At 63.0% G+C, this 17,435-nt stretch carries 13 protein-coding genes and 1 pseudogene; 2 read left to right on the forward strand and 12 right to left on the reverse strand.

All coding sequences use genetic code 11. The features are described from left to right. The 6 genes and pseudogenes from NX05_RS09295 to NX05_RS09320 form a co-directional block, all read right to left on the reverse strand. Positions 1-559, reverse strand: a 559-nt coding sequence (locus tag NX05_RS09295; RefSeq protein ID WP_162231351.1) for a transposase, incomplete at its 3' end; no start/stop codon positions are given. Between the two features lie 159 nt (positions 560-718). Beyond that, positions 719-2,617: a type IV pilus secretin PilQ gene (locus NX05_RS09300; protein WP_039433384.1), complete on the reverse strand. Its 1,899-nt coding sequence runs from the start codon at positions 2,615-2,617 to the stop codon at positions 719-721. 19 nt (positions 2,618-2,636) lie between these two features. Beyond that, the gene (locus tag NX05_RS09305) at positions 2,637-3,170 is read right to left on the reverse strand and encodes a pilus assembly protein PilP (RefSeq protein WP_010364547.1); all 534 of its coding nucleotides are present in this window, start codon (positions 3,168-3,170) and stop codon (positions 2,637-2,639) included. Next, positions 3,167-3,832, reverse strand: coding sequence for a type IV pilus inner membrane component PilO (locus tag NX05_RS09310; protein ID WP_010364546.1), 666 nt, complete (start codon positions 3,830-3,832; stop codon positions 3,167-3,169). The genes NX05_RS09305 and NX05_RS09310 overlap by 4 nt, the downstream gene beginning before the upstream one ends. Beyond that, a pseudogene (locus NX05_RS09315) lies at positions 3,829-4,611 on the reverse strand (PilN domain-containing protein). Before NX05_RS09315 ends, NX05_RS09310 begins: the two are co-directional and overlap by 4 nt. Next, positions 4,611-5,669, reverse strand: coding sequence for a pilus assembly protein PilM (locus NX05_RS09320; RefSeq protein WP_010364541.1), 1,059 nt, complete (start codon positions 5,667-5,669; stop codon positions 4,611-4,613). Before NX05_RS09320 ends, NX05_RS09315 begins: the two are co-directional and overlap by 1 nt. A gap of 214 nt (positions 5,670-5,883) precedes the next feature. Here NX05_RS09320 and NX05_RS09325 point away from each other — a divergent pair, with 214 nt between their 5' ends. Both NX05_RS09325 and NX05_RS09330 read left to right on the forward strand, forming a co-directional pair. Next, a complete protein-coding gene (locus NX05_RS09325) occupies positions 5,884-8,310 on the forward strand; it encodes a penicillin-binding protein 1A (protein WP_039433382.1) in 2,427 nt (808 codons plus the stop codon). 326 nt (positions 8,311-8,636) lie between these two features. Further along, positions 8,637-9,287, forward strand: coding sequence for a hypothetical protein (locus NX05_RS09330; RefSeq protein ID WP_010364537.1), 651 nt, complete (start codon positions 8,637-8,639; stop codon positions 9,285-9,287). Between the two features lie 392 nt (positions 9,288-9,679). Here NX05_RS09330 and NX05_RS09335 read toward each other — a convergent pair whose 3' ends face one another. From NX05_RS09335 to NX05_RS09360, 6 genes are all read right to left on the reverse strand, one after another. After that, entirely contained in the window at positions 9,680-10,969 is a 1,290-nt protein-coding gene (locus tag NX05_RS09335) for a citrate synthase (protein WP_010364535.1), read from the reverse strand. A 229-nt stretch (positions 10,970-11,198) separates the two neighbouring features. Further along, positions 11,199-11,441 carry a type B 50S ribosomal protein L31 gene (locus tag NX05_RS09340; protein ID WP_010364531.1) on the reverse strand — a complete coding sequence of 81 codons (243 nt, stop codon included), beginning with the start codon at positions 11,439-11,441 and terminating at the stop codon, positions 11,199-11,201. 71 nt (positions 11,442-11,512) lie between these two features. Then, positions 11,513-12,451, reverse strand: coding sequence for a nucleoside hydrolase (locus NX05_RS09345; RefSeq protein ID WP_039433380.1), 939 nt, complete (start codon positions 12,449-12,451; stop codon positions 11,513-11,515). Between the two features lie 153 nt (positions 12,452-12,604). Further along, the gene (gene recG / locus NX05_RS09350) at positions 12,605-14,758 is read right to left on the reverse strand and encodes an ATP-dependent DNA helicase RecG (RefSeq protein ID WP_039433379.1); all 2,154 of its coding nucleotides are present in this window, start codon (positions 14,756-14,758) and stop codon (positions 12,605-12,607) included. Between the two features lie 34 nt (positions 14,759-14,792). Continuing rightward, on the reverse strand, positions 14,793-15,173 hold the full coding sequence (locus tag NX05_RS09355; protein ID WP_039433377.1) for a RidA family protein: 381 nt from the start codon (positions 15,171-15,173) through the stop codon (positions 14,793-14,795). Between the two features lie 79 nt (positions 15,174-15,252). Then, positions 15,253-17,424, reverse strand: coding sequence for a RelA/SpoT family protein (locus NX05_RS09360; RefSeq protein WP_010364523.1), 2,172 nt, complete (start codon positions 17,422-17,424; stop codon positions 15,253-15,255). Positions 17,425-17,435 lie beyond the last annotated feature (11 nt).

Genomic DNA, 17,435 nt, shown 5'->3' on the forward strand with positions numbered 1-17,435 from the left:
CATGCCGCTTGGCCAGCAGCACCAGCTTCTTGCGGGCCACCTCCAGCAGACGGCTGTCGGTCGGATAAGCGATCGCCTTTTCCTGCACCGTGGTATCCACGATCACCCGCGACAACTCGCGTGCGTCCACCGCCTGCATGGCATGCGCGGCGTTGATGGTGTGCGCCAGCAACTCTTCCATCCCCGCTTCGCCAAGCCGCTGCCGCCAACGCGTCAGCGAGCTGGCATCGCACGGCAAGCGCGTCTGGAACACGACCTCGCCAGTGAAAAACTGCCAGTACGGATTTTCCAGCCAACGCTCGCACACCGCTTCATCGGACAGGTCGTAGGCGTGCTTGAGGTAGAGCAAACCAGCGATCAGCCGCACCGGCAATGCCGGCCGACCGCCACCGGCCGGGGTGGCCGGCAAGCGCGATGAAAGTGCTTGCTCCAACGCCGTCCACGGCATCCGTTGGCTCAGCTGCGCCAGCGGATGCTGCAGATCGATCTGATTCTCCAGACGCGAACGGAACAACTCGTCGGCGGGTCTGTCTTCGGCAGCAGGACGGCGTGTACGCATGGGCGGAAATTGCAAGAAACCAGCCTTCAGCGTAGCGAACACTGGTAGTTTTAGCACGCCGGTGCAGACATCAAGGCCTTGCGGTCGTTGGGTGGTTGGGGTTTTTCAGGGGCGACTAAATAAAGGCCGCTTACGCGGCCTTTTCTTGATTCGCTCCGATTACGGGGTTGCGCTAGCAACCCGCAAAACCTTCGGTGTCACGAAGACCAAAAGCTCGGCCTTTTCCTTGCTGCGCCCGCGCTTTTTGAACAGATTGCCGAGGAAGGGGATATCACCCAGGAACGGAACCTTGGCAATACTTTCCCGATCGGTGAATTCATACACACCACCGATGACCACCGTTTCGCCATCGCCGACTAATACCGCGGTATTGACTTCACGGCGATTAATTTCTGGAACCGTGCCATAGAGCGGCAAGTCGATGAAACGTGCGACCTCGTCCTTCTTGACATTCATGTTCAAGAAAACCCGATTGTCATTGGTAATAGTCGGCGTCACCTTCAATTCCAACAAGACTTCTTTGAACTGCACATTCGCCTGAGACTGGCCGCCCGCGCCACCGCCACTGATCGTGACGTAACCAATTTCCCGCCCCTGCTTAATGACACCTTCCCGCTGATTTGAGGTCACGATTCGCGGGTTGGAAACCACCTCACCCCTTCCCTCTTCCTGCATCGCAGACAGCTCCATGTCCAGAGCAAAATTCCGCCCAAGCAAGGTGTATGCGATTGCGCCGGCCGTATTAGTCGTAAACGTACCAGCGGGAAGATTGAAGTTCAGGCCACCAGGAACATTGTGAATGCCACTGTTCAAGATCGAGACATTATTGGTAGTGCTACCGCTGATTACGCCGGTATTTCCACCGTATTGCTGACGACCAGCAATACCAAACCGCGCGCCCAGGTCGCGAGCGAACGTGTCCGTGGCGATCACAATCCGGCTTTCAATCAGGACCTGATCGACTGGGCGGTCAATATGCGAGATCAGCTCGCGCATCTGCGCGACCTTCTTCGGAATATCGCTGATCATCAAGGTGTTTGTGCGCTCATCAGCGACCAAACGGCCCCGCGGCGACAGGAAGCCATTGTCCTGCCCAGCGCCGCCTTGTCCACCTTGCCCACCGCCACCGCCACCACCAATTCCCTTGGCTTCGGTCAACGCTTTATAAATGGCGGTCGCGTTGTGGTAATTGATCTGCACATAATCGGTGATCAAGTCCTCACGGTTCTCGATCGCGATGCGGGCGTCTTCCTTGTCCTGCTCGAACTTGGCCAACTCCGGCTGCGGGGCAACCCACACCACGCCACCGTCGCGGCGCTTGTCCAGGCCCTTGGCGCGCAGCACGATGTCCAGCGCCTGGTCCCACGGCACGTTCATCAAGCGCAGCGTGACGTTGCCCTGCACGGTGTCGGAGGCGACGATGTTGAGGTTGGACTCCTCGGCGATCAGCTGCAGCACGGTGCGCACCGGCACGTCCTGGAAATTGAACGTCACCGGGCGACCGCTGTAGCCACGCGCGGCGATCTGCGCGGCAGCCTGCGTCACTGCGGCCGGGCTCACACCGCCAACGGCCGGCTGGCCCTTGCGCGGGGTGATTTCCACCACGTATTCGTTGCCGGTCTGGTAGGCCAGCGAATCGAAGGCGCCCTTGGTCGACAGCACCAGCTGCGAACCGGAGCCCGACGGTTTGACGTCTACGCGCTGCACCGGCGTTGCGAAGTCGGTGACGTTGAGCGGGCGTTGCAGCTCGGCCGGCAACCTGGCGTTGCTGATGTCCACCAGCACGTTGTCGCCCTGCGTCCGTAGGTCCGGGCTGGCGCCCTGGCCGTCGAACTGCAGGATCAGACGGCCAGTGCCGTCTTCGCCGCGTTTGAAATCGATCTTGGACACCGCCAGGCTCGCCGGAGCGACCTTGGCCGGATCCTGCGCAGGCTGCGTCAGCGCCGCCGCGGCGAATGTGCTGCCGCTTGCCAGTGCGAGCGCGAACCCCAACGCGCAGGCCTGGAAGATCGCGTGGCGTCGTACCGGACGCAGCCGCTGGGCATTGGAAAACGTCATCGTGCTATCCCCTATCACTTTATTGATCATCCAATGCGAGTGCGGCCGGCCGTTCAAGCCATCCACCCGCACCGTCCGGCACAAGTTCAATCAGTTCGATGCGGTCTTCGTAGACCCCGGTTACCCGGCCATCGCTCTGTCCCAGATACACACCCGGCCGCACCCGGTAGGTCACCTTGTCAGGCGCCATCACCAACGCGATCAGGCCCGACCCGCCGCCAATGGTCCCCACCATGTCAAGGGCGTCGAGCGGATAGGCTTCCAACGGTTCCTTGCGCCGGTTCGGATCCGGACGCGTGCCGTTGCCACCTTCCGCGCTGACCCAGGCATCGCTGAACGGGTCACGCATCGCTTGCGCTGAATATTCGAACGTCTCGAACTGCTGCATCACTGGCAATGGTTCCAGCGGCGGCGCAGGACGCGCGCGCACCTCGGCAACCCAGGCTTCCAGATTCGGCGCGTCGCCCGGTGTGCTGGTCACACCGCGCGTGCACGCCGGCACTACTGCAATTAGCGCCACGCAGGAGAGGATCTTGAGCAGTTTCATGGTCATTGGCCGCCCTTCTTCGCAGCATTGGCCGCAGCCTTCTCCTGCTCGGCCATTTCCTCATCGTCCAGATAACGATAGGTCTTGACCGTGCCGGACAGCTCCAGCGCGCCGCGCGGGCCGATGCCGGCCTTGGGATCCTTGGGCTTGAGGTTGATGTCGTGCATGGTCAGGATCACCACGCGCGGCAGCGAGGCCACACCGCTGACGAAGGCACCGAACTGGTGGTAGCTGCCCACCATGCGCAGAGCGATCGGCTTTTCGGCGTAGAACTCCTTCGGCGATTCCGGACCCGGCTGGAACAACTCGTTGGACAGGCCGCTGGACAACGCGGTCTGCGAGATGTCGATGATCAGATCCGGCATTTCGGTCTTGCTGGGCAGCTGACGCAGCATCTGCTGCAGCACCTGTTCCATCTGCGCGAGCTGCTGCTTGAGCGGCTCCAGATTCACCGCGCGGCCCTGCTGGGTCTCGAACTCGGTGCGCAGCTGGGATTCGGTACCTTCCAGACCTTGGAGTTCATCGCGCTTGCTGCTGATCAACAGAAACCAGGCCAGCACCATGATGAACAGGCCAACCACTACGCAGAACACGATGCGTGCCTGCTGCGGCCAACCGCCGATGTTGTTGAAATCAAGATCGCTGAGCTTGAATGATTTCTTACTCATGACGCCGCCCCCTCCTGCGGCCGATTGGCTGGCGCCGGTGCTGCCTGCGTCGGTGCAGGAGCAGTTGCCGGCGGCGTTGCGGGCGCAGGTGCCGCTGCCGGAGCAGCAGGCGCCGCACCGGCAGGTGCTGCACCTGGTGCTGCGGTGCCCGGCGCGGCCGGATCCACTGCGCCCGGCGCGATGCCGTTCTTGTCAGCCTCGTTCGGATTGGCCAGCTTGACCTTGAGCGTGAACACGTACGGCAGCGTCTTGGTATCCATCGACGACGCGGCAGGTTGCCCGGCCTTGTCCTGGCTCTTGGCCTCGATGATCGACAGGTCCGGATTGGTCATCCAGCCCGAGCTTTCCAGGTTGCGCATGTATGCACTGACGCGCGCGTTGGATTGCGAGCGACCTTCCAGCGTGAGGATGTCGCCATCCTGCTTGACGTTGGTCAGCGCCACGCCATCGGGAATGGTGCGCACCAGCGAATCGAACAGGTGCACCATCTGCGAGCGGTTGGCCTGCAGTTCCTCGATCACCTTCTTGCGGGCAAGCAGGCGGTCTTTCTTCTTATCGAGTTCCTTGATCTCTTCGTTCTACGCCTTGACCTTCTCGATCTCGGTGGTCAGAAACGCATTACGCTCGGTCTGGCCGCTGATCTGCGCGTCGTAATAGAACCAGATCAGCGCCGACAACAGCACGCCGCCCAACGCGGCGAAGCCGAGCATCGAATAGAACTCGCGCTCGCGTGCCTTCCGCCGTTCTGCGCGCCAGGGCAATAGATTGATTCTTGCCATCAGTCAAAGCTCCTCAGGGCCAGGCCGGTAGCGATCATCAATGCAGGCGCATCCAGCGCCAGCGCATGGGCCTGAACCTTCGGCCCCAGCGTCATCTGGGCAAGCGGGTTAGCCACCACGGTGGTGACACCCAATTGTTCTTCCACCATCTCCGGCAGGCGCGCCAGCGCGGCGCAACCGCCGGCCAGCACGATGCAGTCGACGCGGTTGAACTCACTGCCCGCATAGAAGAACTGCAGCAAACGGCTGATCTGCTGCACCGTGGCTTCCTTGAACGGCTCCAGCACCTCGACCTCGTAGCTTTCCGGCAAACCGCCCTGACGCTTGGCCAGACCGGCTTCTTCGTAGGTCAGTCCGTAACGGCGCATCACTTCATCGGTGAGCTGCTTGCCGCCGAACACCTGTTCGCGGCTATACAGACTGCGACCGGAGCGCAGCACGCTCAGCGTTGTCATGGTGGCGCCGATATCCACCAGCGCCACCACTGCGTCGGCAGCCACCGGCAATTCGCTGGCGACCAGGGCGAACGCGTTTTCGACCGCGAAGGCCTCCACATCCATCACCTTGGCGGTCAAACCGCCGAGTTCCAGCGCCGACTGGCGAAGTTCTACATTCTCCGAACGCGACGCGGCCAGCAGCACCTGGACCATGTCCGGGCTGTTCGGCATCGGGCCCAGCACCTCAAAGTCGAGATTCACTTCCTCGATCGGGTACGGAATGTAATTGGTGGCTTCCAGTTCGACCTGGGCCTCCATGTCGCTATCGTCCAGATCCGCCGGCATCGGGATCAACTTTGTAATCACCGCCGACCCAGCCACAGCAGCTGCTGCGTTCTTGGCTTTGCTGCCGGAACGATTCATGGCGCGGCGAATGGCTTCGCCCACCGCCTCTACTTCGACGATGTTCTTTTCCACCACCGCATTCGGCGGCAATGGTTCCACAGCGTAGTGTTCCACGCGAAAACGGTTCCCGCTGCGCGATAGCTGCAAGAGCTTCACGGCAGTAGAACTAATGTCGACACCAATGAGTGGCGACTGACTCTTGGGTAAAAGCCCCACGGTAACTCCCCTGCCGACGGGCACTTGGACGCATGTCTGCGCCCTCGTATTAATAATCAAATTTTAACAGTTGACAAGCCCTTCACGCGCTAGGCAATGACCCGGCGACATGACCCCAGTGCTGTCGTCTGCGATCCCCAGAGTTTGGCCCCAGCCAAACTCGGCGTCATCTATACTCTGTGACCAAGAAATCTGCAATCGGAATCTCTCTTACATGCCCCGTATTCGCCGTTGGCTGGGCTGGATCCTGGCCACGATCGTCGTGCTCGCACTGCTTGGCGCTATTGCTGCCGGCGGCCTGTATTACGCCATTTCCTCGAAGTTGCCGGATGTGCAGTCGCTCAAGCAGGTAGAGCTTCAAGAGCCGATGTACGTCTATTCCAGCGACGGCCGCCTGATGGCCGTCTATGGCGAGACCCGGCGCTACCCCATCCAGATGAAGGACGTGCCGCTGCGCTTGAAGCAGGCCTTCCTGGCAACCGAGGACGCGCGCTTCTACCAGCACGGCGGCGTGGACTACAAGGGCATTGCCCGCGCGGTGTGGCTGCTGACCACCACCGATGCCAAGCGCGTACCGGGTGGGTCGACCATCACCCAGCAGGTGGCGCGGCAGTTCTTCCTGAGTTCCGAGTACAGCTACACCCGCAAGCTGGCGGAGATCCTGCTTGCGCGCAAGATCGAGAGTGAGCTGAGCAAGGACGAGATTTTCGAGCTGTATCTCAATAAGAGCTTCTTCGGGAACCGCGCCTACGGCGTCGGTGCCGCGGCCGAGTACTACTACGGCAAGAGGATGAGCGAATTGAGCCTGGACGAGATGGCCTCGCTGGCCGGCATCCCCAAGTTCCCGTCCAGCGGCAACCCGATCAGCAACCCTGAGCGTGCGCAGGAACGTCGCGACTATTACGTCCTGCAGCGCATGGCCGACCTGGGCTTTGTCAGTCAGGCCGAAGCCGACGCCGCCAAGGCGGTGCCGATGCATGCCAAGCCGCACGAGCCGCCAGTGGAGGTGTACGCCCCTTACGTGGCCGAGCTGGTGCGTCAGGAAATGATCTCCAAGTACGGTGGCGATGTGCTCAACAAGGGCTACCACGTCACCACGACCATCGATTCTACCTTGCAGACCGGGGCGGACGTGGCGATCGCCGACGGCTTGCGCGTTTACGATCATCGCCATGGTTGGCACGGCGTAGAGCAGCACTTCGACGTGGCCGCTGATGCGGACGCTCCGGCATTGGCCAAACACCTGGTGGGCGCATTCACCCAGGGCGGCCTGCGTGCGGTGATCGTGGCACGCACCAATGCCGATGGCGGGGTCACGGTCGTGCAGAGCGACAAGACCGAACTGACCCTGCCGGCCAGCGCCAGCCTCTGGACCGGCAAGACACCAGCCAAACTATTGACCCGCGGCGACCTGACCCGCATCCGCACCGGCGAAAAGGAAGGCGATTGGATCATCGACCAGCTGCCACGCGGGCAGGCGGCCTTGGTTTCGCTGGATGCCAACAGCGGTGCGCTGCGTGCACTGGTCGGCGGCTTCAGCTTTGCCGGCAACAAGTTCAACCGCGCCACCCAGGCGCGCCGCCAGCCGGGGTCGAGCTTCAAGCCGTTCGTGTATGCAGCCGCCTTCGAGAAGGGCTTCAACCCGGCCTCGATCGTGCTGGATGCACCGGTGGTATTCCGCGACCGGCGTGGCAAGACCTGGTCGCCACAGAACGATGGCGGCGGCTTCCGTGGCCCTATGCGCCTGCGCGAGGCGCTGGTGCAATCGCGCAATTTGGTGTCGGTGCGCCTACTGGATGCGATCGGCGTCGATTTTGCGCGCAAATACATCAGCCAGTTCGGTTTTCAAGAGGCCGAGTTGCCACCGAATCTGTCGATGTCGCTAGGTACCGCCTCGCTGACGCCGCTGTCGATGGCGCGCGGCTACGCCGTGTTCGCCAACGGCGGCTCGCGCGTGGACACCTGGATCGTGGATGAGGTCAAGGACCGCGACGGCAACATCGTCTTCAAGGAAGTGCCCGCCGTGGCCTGCCGCACCTGCGCCCTACAGGGCGGCAATGTAGCGCCTGTGAGCCAGGTCGTGGATGGCTTCAACTTTGGCGCGCAGGCACCGGAGACGCCGCCTGCCGCAGCAGCCACTACCACCCCGGCGCCAGCAGAAACTGCCCCGGCCGCGATTGCCGAAACCAAGATTGCGCCACGCGTCATCGACGAACGCACCGCCTACCAGCTGGTGTCGATGATGCGTGACGTGGTCCAGCGCGGCACCGGTACCGCGGCTAAGGTACTCGGCCGCGAGGACGTGGGCGGCAAGACCGGCTCCACCAACGATCACCGTGACGCCTGGTTCTCCGGTTTCGGCGGCCCTTATGCCACCACCGTGTGGGTGGGCCGCGACGACTTCCGTTCGCTCGGCTATCGCGAGTATGGCGGCAAAGCAGCGCTGCCGATCTGGATCGACTATATGCGCGTGGCGCTCAAGGACAAGCCGATTGCGGCCAACGACCCGCCCGACGGCATGACTCAGGCCACCATCAATGGTGCGGTCGAATGGGTGAAGAACGAAGACCTGGACCGCTTGCAGGATTACGACTACGGCCTGCAGGAACAGCAGGACGAAAAGGCGTTCGATATTTTCTGACGGCTGGGGATCGGGGATCGAGAATCGGGATTGGGGAATCGTGACGGCGCGGCTGTTCGGTTCCCCAGTTTTTTCGATCGCCGATAAAGCCGCGCCGGCATGGTAGCGAGCCGTACCGGATCGCTGGTTTTTTAGTTCCGCCGGTTGGCAACAGCTTTATGACGCCAGTGCGGCTGATGCAGCACTGGATCGCTTGCGTATGCCTGCACAGGGGGCAACCTCGATTACCGCTACGTGATCGCATCTTTGCAATGACATGACGCATTCGCCATGTCTTCATGCAGCTGTTGTAGAGTCGAGCTCAGGTTCATTAGGGGAGCCCGGTCATGCGTCACGCACGCGAGCACGCCGATACACGAACCCGGGAACGTCGCCATCGGCTGGCGCACGAAGCCGCACGCCTGATGGCCGAGGGCGGCATCCGCGACTTTCATCAAGCCAAGCTCAAGGCCGCCAGCCGACTGGGCATTCACGACGACGCCTCACTGCCACGCAATCGCGAAATCGAAGATGCGTTACGCGAACACCAGCGCCTGTTCGCCGGGCCTGCGCACGGCGTGCGTCTGCGCCAACGTCGCGAGGCCGCGCTGCGTGCGCTGGAGTTTCTTAGCGCCTTCAAGCCGCGACTGACCGGCCCGGTGCTGGACGGCACCGCCGACGCCAACGCGCCGGTGCAATTGCAGCTGCACAGCGACGATGCCGATGCTGTGCAGCGGTTTCTGGAAGAACACCGCATCCCGGCTGAATCGCGCACGCGCCGATTGCGTTTGGATCGCGAGCGCAACGGCGACTTTCCGGTGTGGCTGTTCAGCGCCGAAGACCTCACCTTCGACCTCACCGTGCTGCCCTACGACGCGCTGCGGCAGGCACCGCTATCGCAGCTGGACGAGAAGCCGATGCCGCGTGCGTCGGCCGCGCAGGTGCGCCAGTTACTGACCGACGACGACAGCCCCGACAGCGCGCCACTGCTGCGCTGAATGGCGATCATTGCGGCGCCGAGCATGCAAGCGTGGGCGAGTTCCAGAGATTTAGCCGGCATGGCGATGCCGCCACGGATTGTTCGTTTGATTTGGGCGCAGGCACGCCGCGGCCACCTTCGCGCTAAGCAACACCGCCGACAGCCGCAGCCGCATCGCGGAGCAACCAACCCACCGTGGCGAACAGTCGTCAGATGGGCACGAATGGCGCACAAGAACCGAAGTGTAGGAGTAGGGATTCGCCGATTCGAGCATCGGACGCGCCCGCCTGGCGACTGCGCAGTGGTTTTTTCAGCTGATCTTTCGCTTGAAGATCGACCACACCTTCAGTCACCCCAAATACAAACGCCCCGCAATGCGGGGCGTTCGTTCAAACATCTGCCAGCTGGCGCTTAGCGCTGTCCGGCGTCTTTGTAATCGCGCTTGTCGTAGCCGGTGTAGATCTGGCGCGGACGGCCGATCTTCATTTCCGGGTCGACCTGCTGTTCCAGCCAATGCGACACCCAGCCTGCGGTGCGTGCGATGGCAAACATCACGGTGAACATTTCCACCGGGATATTCAACGCCTTGTAGATCAGGCCAGAGTAGAAATCGACATTCGGGTACAGCTTGCGCTGCACGAAGTAGTCGTCCTTCAACGCGGCTTCTTCCAGCTTCAACGCCACTTCCAGCAACGGGTCGTTGACGCCCAGCTCGCCCAGCACCTTGTGGGTCATCTCGCGGATGATCTTGGCGCGCGGGTCGAAGTTCTTGTAGACGCGGTGACCGAAGCCCATCAGACGGAACGAGGAGTTCTTGTCCTTGGCCTTGGCGACGGCGGATTCGACATTGTCGGCGGTGCCGATCTCTTCCAGCATCTTCAGCACGGCTTCGTTGGCGCCGCCATGTGCCGGGCCCCACAGCGCGGTGATACCGGCAGCGACCGACGCGTACGGGTTGGCACCGGTCGAACCGACCAGACGCACGGTTGAGGTCGAGGCGTTCTGCTCGTGATCGGCATGCAGGATGAACAGCAGGTCCAGCGCCTTGGCAACGACCGGGTTGATCTCCAGCGGCTCGCTCGGCACTTCGAACATCATGTGCAGGAAGCGGTCGACGTAGTTCAGGTTGTTGCGCGGGTAGCGGATCGGCCAGCCGATCGAATAGCGATACGCAGCAGCAGCCAGGGTCGGCATCTTGGCGATCAGACGGATGGCGGCCTGACGGCGCTGTTCCGGATCGTTGAGGTCCAGGGTGTCGTGATAGAACGCCGACAGCGAGGCGACCGAGCCGGCCAGCATGGCCATCGGGTGCGCGTCGTGACGGAAACCGCCGAGGAAGTTCTTCAGCGACTCGTGCATCATCGTGTGATGCGTCACTTCGTGGTCGAACTTCTTGAATTCGTCCGCCGTCGGCAGTTCGCCGTTCATCAGCAGGTACGAGACCTCGAGGAAGCTGGACTTTTCGGCCAACTGTTCGATCGGGTAGCCGCGATACAACAACACGCCATTGTCGCCATCGATGTAGGTGATGGCCGACTTGCAGCTGGCGGTGGCGGTGAAGCCCGAGTCGTAGGTAAACAGACCGGTTTCTTTGGTCAGCTTTGAGATATCGACGCAATCATTGCCAAGCGTGGGCTTGAGAACCGGCAGAACGACCGACTTGTCGCCGGCGTTGAGCGTGACCTGATCAAGATCGGACACTGTGTACGCTCCTTCAGTGGAAGGCGCCTGATCCCACATGGGCAGGCACGTGATGGAAGTCCAAGGCATCGCCTCGGATCAGGCCATTATCGCACAGCAGCATTTTGGCCGTCGCTTGGACAGAAGCCGTAGATGCGTCGTGCCAGGCATGCAGGCAACGCATCCAACGCCCCAAAAAACAACGGCCGCGCAATGCGCGGCCGTTGCCGGTACAGCCCGTCCTGCAAGTTCAGCGCGCGTAGCGCTTCTGGAACTTGTCGATACGGCCGCCGGTGTCGATCACCTTGTGCTTGCCGGTATAGAACGGGTGCGACGCGGAGGAGATTTCCACCTTGATCAGCGGATATTCCTGGCCGTCTTCCCACTTCACGGTCTCTTTCGAGCCCATGGTGGAACGGGTCAGAATCTTGAAATCGGACGTCACGTCGTGAAAGACGACGTCTTTGTAGTTGGGGTGCACGTTATCTTTCATGGACTTGGCGCCGGGCTGCCTGGATAAGCCGAGCATTATAGCTCCGCCAGGACAGCCGGCGCAAGATCGCCTCAGTTCGCCGCCAGGGCCGCCCCCACCAGGCCGTAAAACTGCTGCACGTCATAGGCCAACAGCAGATTGGCATTGTCGGGCGCCCCGCCCTGCCGGTTCCAGTCCACCAGGGTCATGCCGCGGGTATGCGTGCCCGACAGTTCGATGTGTACCGGGCGCTGTTCCAGCCGCTGCGCGCCTTCCGGGTGCAGCGCAAAGGCCATCGCCAGCGCGTCGGCGGCATACCAGTACTCGCCGCGGCTGTCTTCGGACCACAGACGGGTCTTGCGCGAGATTCCTTCATAGAAGCGGGCGCGAGCGGAATCGGCCGCCAGCCACTGCTCCACGTCCCGGTGCAGCAGACCATGCGCGATGGTGGCTTCCCAATCGGCGACGTCGAACTGCGGGAATCCGCGGAACACGATATGCGCCGCTTCCGGGTCGAAGCCAATGTTGAATTCGGCCGCGGCGGTGATATTGCCATGGCCGGTCAACGCCCCGCCCATGACGACCAAGCGCGCCACGCGCTGCGGCAGGGTCGGGTCCAGTGTGAGCGCCAGGGCAAGATTGGTCAGCGGGCCGAGTGCGACCAGCAGCAGCTTGCCGGCGTGTTCGTGCGACAGACGCAGGATGGCGAGCGCGGCATGTTCGGATTCGGCAGTGCGCTTGGCCGGTGCCAGGCCGACATCGCCGAAGCCGTCGAGGCCATGCACGTGCGCCGCATCCACCGAAGGGTGCAGCAGCGGCTGCGGGCAACCGGCGTAGACCGGCACATCGGTGCGGCCAGCGATCTCGCACACCTTCAAGGCGTTGCGCACGGTGTGCTCCAGCCCCACGTTACCGGCAGCGATGGTCAGGCCGACCACTTGATGGCGGGTATCGTTGAAGGCCATCAGCAGCGCCAGCGCGTCGTCCACGCCCGGGTCGGTGTCGATCAGCAGCGGTATCTTTTGTGTCATGGGATTCGGGATTGGGCATTTCGGATTCGTTGCGGCATCTTCGCAAGGATCGGCCGGTCACGCGAACGCCTAGGATGCGCAGGAAGCAGCAGGCTTTGCTTTTACGATTCCCTAATCCCGATTCCCTAATCCCGATTCCCGATTCCCAGCCACTCAAGCGGCCGCGTACCGCACCGCGCCGCCGATCCAGCGCGCGACCACGCGGTCGGCGATCTCCGGCGCTTCCTCCAACAGCCGCTCGGCCAGCACCTGCACGCGCGGCAGCAGCCCGGCGTCGCGGGCCAGATCGGCAATGCGGAAACTGGCCAGACCGGTTTGGCGGGTGCCCAGCAATTCGCCGGGGCCACGCAATTCCAGATCCTTTTCCGCGATCACGAAACCGTCGTTGGTCTGGCGCATGGTTTCCAGGCGCTGACGCGCCATCATCGACAACGGCGCCTGATACAGCAGCACGCAACTGGAAGCGGCCGCACCGCGCCCGACCCGGCCGCGCAACTGATGCAACTGCGCCAAGCCAAGCCTCTCGGCATTTTCGATGATCATCAGCGATGCATTGGGCACGTCCACGCCGACTTCGATCACGGTGGTGGCCACCAGCAGATCGCTGCGACCTTGCTTGAAGTCCAGCATGGCCTTTTGTTTTTCGGCCGGCTTCATACGACCGTGCACCAGCGCCACACGCACGCCCGGCAATTGCGCAGACAAGGCTTCGAAGGTGACTTCCGCGGCCTGCGCTTCGATGCGTGGCGGCCCGCTGTACTGGCCTTGCGCGCCCTTCTCGGGCTCTTCGCTTTCTTCGATGAGCGTGCACACCCAATACGCCTGGCGCCCTTCCGCGCAGGCGACGCGGATACGCTCGACCAACTCAGGGCGGCGTTCCGCACTCAACACGATCGTCTGCACCGGCGTACGACCGGGCGGCAATTCGTCGATAGCCGAGACATCCAGGTCCGCATAGGTCGACATCGCCAACGTGCGCGGGATGGGCGTAGCCGTCATCACCAGTTGATGAGGCACGCTGCCGGCCGCCGCGCCCTTGTCGCGCAGCGCAAGCCGCTGATGCACGCCGAAGCGGTGTTGCTCATCGATGATGGCCAAGGCCAGATCGTGGAAGACCACCGCGTCCTGCATCAACGCATGCGTGCCGACCACCACTTGCGCCTGGCCGGAGGCGACCTCTGCCATCGCTGCAACGCGCGCCTTGCCGGTGACCTTGCCGGCCAGCCAGACGATGCGCACGCCCAACGGCTCCAGCCAACCGCGCAGATTGTTGAGGTGCTGCTCGGCAAGCAATTCGGTGGGCGCAGCGAGTGCGACCTGCTTGCCCTGCTCCACCGCCAGCATTGCCGCCAGTGCGGCGACCACGGTCTTGCCGCTACCGACATCGCCTTGCACCAGCCGCAGCATCGGCGAGGGTTGCGCAAGGTCGCGAGCGATCTGCTCAAACACCCGCTGCTGCGCGCCAGTGAGCTGGAACGGCAGGGCGCTGCGCAACTGCTGCACCAACGTGCCGTTGCCGGGCAGCATGGGCGCGTGGAAACGCTGCAGCGCGATGCGCTGCCGGCGCAGGCTCAGTTGGTGTGCCACCAGTTCTTCAATCGCCAGGCGCTGCTGGGCTGGATGAGCGCCGGCGAGCAACTGCTGCGGATCCGTACCGACTGGCGGGCGATGCATGGTCAGCAATGCAGCGCGTAGCGATGGCAGTTGTTCGTCCTGCAGCCAGTGCGGCGGCAGCAATTCCAGCGCGGCCTCTGGCGGCAGCCGCTCCAGCGCCTGGCCGATCAGTTTGCGCAACGTGGCCGGGCCGACGCCTTCTAGCACCGGATAGACCGGATCCAGACTGTCACCCAACCCGGCATCTTCATCCGGCGCGAGCACGCGATAACTGGGGTGCACGATCTCCCAGCCGTGTTGCCCGGGCTTGGGTGTGCCGAACACGCGCACACGTGTGCCGACCGCGAACTGCGCCACCTGTGCGGCGCGAAAATGAAAGAAGCGCAGCACCAGCGTGCCGTGCGATGTGTCCGACACTGCCACGCGCAGCACCGGCCGAAAGCGGAAGCCACGCTCTACCGCATCCACGCGTCCTTCGATCTGCGCCGGCACACCGCTTTGCAACTGCGCGATGGTGGTCAGTCGCGTGCGGTCTTCGTAACGCAGCGGCAGATGCAACCACAGGTCCTGCACGCTCAGGATGCCGCGCGCAGCAAATTTGTCGGCCACTTTCGGGCCGACACCGGGCAGGCTGGACAGCGGAGCCTGGCCGGTGACGGCCAGGCTCGGCGTGACGACGCGCGCGCGCGGCACGGCGGATCAGTCGCGCAGGATCACGCGAGCACCATCACTCAAGCACCATCACCGCGTCGACTTCGAAACCGGCGCCCTTGGGCAGACCGGACACTTCGATGGTGGAGCGCGCGGGGAACGGGGCCTGGAAATATTCATGCATCACCGCGTTGACGGCGGCGAACTGGCCCAGGTCGGTGAGATACAGACCCAGGCGCACGATCTTGTCGAGCGAGCCGCCGGCTGCTTCAGCCACCGCCTTGAGATTGTCGAACGCACGCCGCGCCTGCGCGCCGATGTCGCCCGGCACAATGTCACCGGTGGCCGGATCCAGCGGGATCTGGCCGGAGAAATACACCGTGTTGCCGGCACGCACGGCCTGCGAGTACGGGCCGATGGCGGCAGGTGCCTGGTCGGTATGGATGATCTGGGACATGGAAGCTCCACTGCAAAGGGTTGCAGCAGTTTAGGCCTTTGTGCGGATTTGCTCGACTGCTATGCGAGCGCGCCAGGCGCTACTGCCGCCCAACGCTTTGCACTACATGCAAACGCCGCAGCCGGCGCATCACTTCAGCCAGGTGGCGGCGGTCGCGCACCTGGATATTGAAACGCAGCACCGCCGCATTGAAGTCGCGGTCCAGATAGTCCACACGTTCAATGTTGGACTGGCTCTGCGCGATGGCTGCGGCCAACTGCGCCAGTACGCCGGTACGGTTTTCCACTTCGACCACCAGTGCGGTGTCGTAGTCGCCGGTCACGCTGGAATCCCAGTCGATCGGCACCCAGCGCTCGGGCGATTTGCGCAGCTCGGCCAGGTTCGGACAATCCAGGCGATGCACCACGATGCCCTTGCCGGCGGTGTGGTAGCCCATGATTTCGTCACCGGGAATCGGCTGGCAACAGTTGGCGAAGCTGATCACGCCACGCTCGCTGCCGTCGATCAGGATCTTTTCGTGCGAATGCTTGGACAGGCCAACACCACGCAATTCCGCGTAAGCCATCAGCGCCTGTGCAGCCTGATTCGGCATCCAGTTACCAAGCGCCACGTCGGCCAACAGGGCCTCCAAACGCGGATAGCGGTGCTCGTTGAGAAAAGCGTCCAGGCGGCCCTTGGGCAGCCGCTCCAACGAAGAGTCCATTGCTTCCAGCGCGCGGTCCAGCATGCGGTGGCCAAGCTGCACGGCATCTTCGTGCTCGAGCTGCTTGAGCTGGTGACGGATCGCGGTGCGCGCCTTGCTGCTGACCACGAATTCCAGCCACTGGGGCTTGGGCGTGGCCGAGCGCGCGGTGATGATTTCCACTGCCTGGCCGCTGATCAGCTTGGTACGCAACGGCACCAGCTTTTTGTCCACGCGCGAGGCCACGGCGCGGTTGCCCACATCGGTATGCACCGCGTAGGCGAAATCCAGCGCGGTGGAATTGCGCGGCAACGCCAGGATCTTGCCCTTGGGCGTAAACAGATAGACCTCGTCCGGGAACAGGTCGACCTTGACGTTGTCGAGAAATTCCAGCGACGAGCCGGCGGCCCGCTGCGAATCGATCAGCTCCACGATCCAGTCGTGCGCGCGGCTCTGCGCGCTGTTGGGCGAGGCCGAACCGACCTTGTAGGTCCAGTGCGCAGCCACGCCACGCTCTGCGATCAGATCCATTTCTTCGGTGCGGATCTGCACCTCGATCGGCGAGCCGTAAGGCCCGAACAACACGGTGTGCAGCGACTGGTAGCCGTTGGCCTTGGGGATCGCGATGAAATCGCGGAAGCGCCCGTCCAGCGGCTTGAAGCTGGCATGCACCGCGCCGAGTGCGTGATAACAATCGGCCACCGTGCGCACCACCAAGCGGAAGCCGAACACGTCCATCACCTGGTCGAAGGACTTGTTCTCTTCGTGCATCTTGGAATAGATGCTCCAGGGCGTCTTGATGCGGCTGACCAGCCGATGCTCCAGCCCTTCCTTGGCCAGCCGCTGCGACAGCTGCACTTCCACCTGCGCCATCGATTCGCGCCGCACTACCGGCTGGCTGCGAATGTGTTTTTCGATGATGGCGTGGCGCCACGGATACAACGCGCGGAAGCCCAGATTCTGCAGCTCGGACTTGATCAGGCTCATGCCCAAGCGCTGTGCGATGGGTGCGTAGATCTCCAGCGTCTCGCGGGCGATGCGGCCGCGCGCTTCGGTGCTCTGCGCGCCGAGCGTGCGCATGTTATGCAGGCGGTCGGCCAGTTTGATCATGATCACGCGCAGATCGCGCGACATCGCCAGCAGCATCTTGCGGAAACTTTCCGCTGCCGCTTCCTGGCGGTCGCGGAACTTGAGCTTGTCCAGCTTGGTGACGCCATCGACCAGCTCGGCCACCGCCTCGCCGAACTCGGACGCCAGTTCTTCACGCGTCAGCGGCGTGTCTTCGATGGTGTCGTGCAGGATCGCCGCGATCAGCGATTCCATGTCCAGGCCCAGCTCGGCCAGTACGCCGGCTACCGCGACCGGATGGGTGATATACGGCTCGCCCGACTTGCGGGTCTGGCCGGCATGCGCGGTGGCACCGACTTCCCAGGCACGCCGCAGGATCGGCAGCTGCTCCTTGGGTAGGTAGCTGGCTGCGCGTTCGAGGTGCAGGACGTAGTCGGGGATGGCCTGGTCGGAAGACGGAGACGTCACGACGGTCGCCTGGGCAGTGGGGCCTGGGTTCATGCCGGAAGACT

The sequence above is a fragment of the Xanthomonas vasicola genome (assembly GCF_000772705.2).
Lineage (GTDB): Bacteria > Pseudomonadota > Gammaproteobacteria > Xanthomonadales > Xanthomonadaceae > Xanthomonas > Xanthomonas vasicola.